The following is a 2,211-nucleotide window of genomic DNA, read 5'->3' on the forward strand; positions in this document are numbered from 1 at the left end:
GCACCACCGTTTGGATTGACACGGGCATCATCGTCCGCCAAACCCAAATCACGGGTACATGCCAAAGCCTGTGCCGCAAAGGCTTCATTCAATTCAATCACATCCATCTGTGCCAAAGTCAGGTTGGCCTGTTTCAGTAATTTCTTGATCGCAGGTGCTGGAGCAAAGCCCATGATGCGTGGTTCAACACCCACAGTTGTGGCTGCAATAATCTTGGCGCGTGCTTTCAGTTCATATTTTGTGATGGCTTCATCTGAAGCAATCAGCAGTGCTGCTGCACCATCATTAATGCCTGAAGCATTACCCGCAGTCACCGTACCTTCAGCTTTCACTACAGGTTTGAGTTTGATTAAGGTTTCCAATGTGGTTGCACGTGGATGCTCATCGGTATCAACGACAATCGGATCACCTTTGCGCTGTGGAATCGTCACAGGGACGATTTCGTTGGCAAAGTAGCCTTTGGCTTGTGCAGCTGCAGTACGTTGCTGGCTGGTTAAAGCAAACTTGTCCTGATCTTCACGGCTAATGTGGAACTGTGCTGCGACGTTTTCCGCGGTTTGTGGCATGGTGTCCACGCCATACATTTCTTTGAGTTTCGGATTGATAAAACGCCAGCCCATAGTGGTGTCTTCAATTTTCTGAGTACGACCGTAAGCGGTTTCGGCTTTGCCCATCACAAATGGCGCACGACTCATGCTCTCTACGCCACCCGCGATGATCAGGTCTGCTTCACCGGCTTTAATGGTGCGTGCAGCCATGGCAATTGCATCCAGTGATGAACCGCATAAACGGTTAATCGTAGTGGCTGGCACTTGGTACGGTAAGCCTGCAAGTAAAGATGACATGCGTCCGACATTACGGTTGTCTTCACCTGCTTGGTTGGCACAGCCATAGATCACGTCATCGACCTGTTGCCAGTCCACGCTTGGGTTACGTTGCATCAGGGCTTTAATTGGTAAAGCCCCTAAGTCATCGGCACGAACTGCGGCTAACCCACCAGCATAACGGCCAAACGGAGTACGGATGGCATCGACAATATAAGCATTTTTCATTTTAACTTTTGTCCTTCAAATTCTTTAGATCTTGTGGATTTCATGGCTGCTATTTATCGGTGAGTCGAATGAGATTCATCTTTCTGCTACTTTACTTTTCAAAGATGAAAAGTAACAAAAATCTCCTGTTGGACTGACAGTACATCCGTGTACCGCAGTCCAACAAGGCGACATCCATGTCGCCTGACTGCATAACAAGTTTCATGATTAAAAACAGACCAATGGTTTAAAAGTTGTTTACTTTTAAGCTGTTGCATCAATCAGTGTTGCACCAGTCATTGCCTGTAGCTCATCAAAGCTTAAGCCTTCGACTTTCTCCAGCACTTTCAAACCTTCAGGTGTGACATCAATCACACACAGGTCAGTATAGATACGGTCTACACATTTCAGACCTGTCGCAGGATAAGTCAGTTCCGCCACGATTTTTGGTTCACCCTGTTTGGTGACATGATCCGTGGTGATAAAGACTTTCTTGGCACCAACAGCCAAGTCCATTGCCCCGCCAACCGCAGGAATGGCATTCGGTGCACCAGTATGCCAGTTGGCCAAATCACCATTGGCTGCAATCTGGAATGCACCAAGAACTGCAATATCAAGGTGACCACCACGCATCATGGCAAACGAATCCCCATGATGGAAAAATGCGCCGCCTTTCAACATGGTTACGAATTCTTTACCAGCATTGATCAGTTCAGGATCTTCTTCACCTTCTGCTGGTGGTGGGCCAAAGGCCAACAAGCCATTTTCAGAATGAAGGAAAACGTCTTTATCCGCAGGCAGGTAGCTGGCGATCTTGGTTGGTAAACCAATGCCAAGATTCACATAAGCCCCATCAGGAATGTCTTGAGCGACACGTTCAGCGATTTGGTCACGGGTTAGTTTTTTATAGCTCATGTCAGTCTCCTTATGCGGTTGCCAATGGTGAAGCAGATTCAACCTGAACCACATGCTGCACAAAGATACCTGGGGTAATGATGTGCTCAGGATCTAACTCGCCCAGTTCAACCACTTCAGAAACTTGTGCAATGGTGACTTTCGCTGCCATGGCCATGATTGGGCCAAAGTTACGTGCGGATTTGCGATACACCAGATTGCCCCAGCGGTCGCCCTGCTGTGCCTTGATCAAGGCGAAATCGGCATGGATCGGATATTCCAGCAC

The 2,211-nt window shown here is 48.0% G+C and carries 3 protein-coding genes; all 3 read right to left on the minus strand.

Translation table 11 applies throughout. The features are described 5' to 3' along the window. On the minus strand, positions 1-1,052 hold a 1,052-nt coding region (gene pcaF, locus ACX1N5_RS15635), incomplete at its 3' end, for a 3-oxoadipyl-CoA thiolase (RefSeq protein ID WP_458803553.1). A 243-nt stretch (positions 1,053-1,295) separates the two neighbouring features. Then, complete coding sequence (locus ACX1N5_RS15640; protein ID WP_458803551.1) at positions 1,296-1,946, minus strand: 3-oxoacid CoA-transferase subunit B; 651 nt, start codon at positions 1,944-1,946, stop codon at positions 1,296-1,298. Positions 1,947-1,956: 10 nt separating this feature from the next. Further along, on the minus strand, positions 1,957-2,211 hold a 255-nt coding region (locus ACX1N5_RS15645), incomplete at its 5' end, for a 3-oxoacid CoA-transferase subunit A (RefSeq protein ID WP_458803550.1).

The organism is Acinetobacter sp. ANC 4636 (genome assembly GCF_054454555.1).

What these genes read in the sequence shown, in the direction of transcription:
- ACX1N5_RS15640 (WP_458803551.1), bottom strand. Translation starts at nt 1,946, where the DNA reads ATGAGCTATAAAAAACTAACCCGTGACCAAATCGCTGAACGTGTCGCT.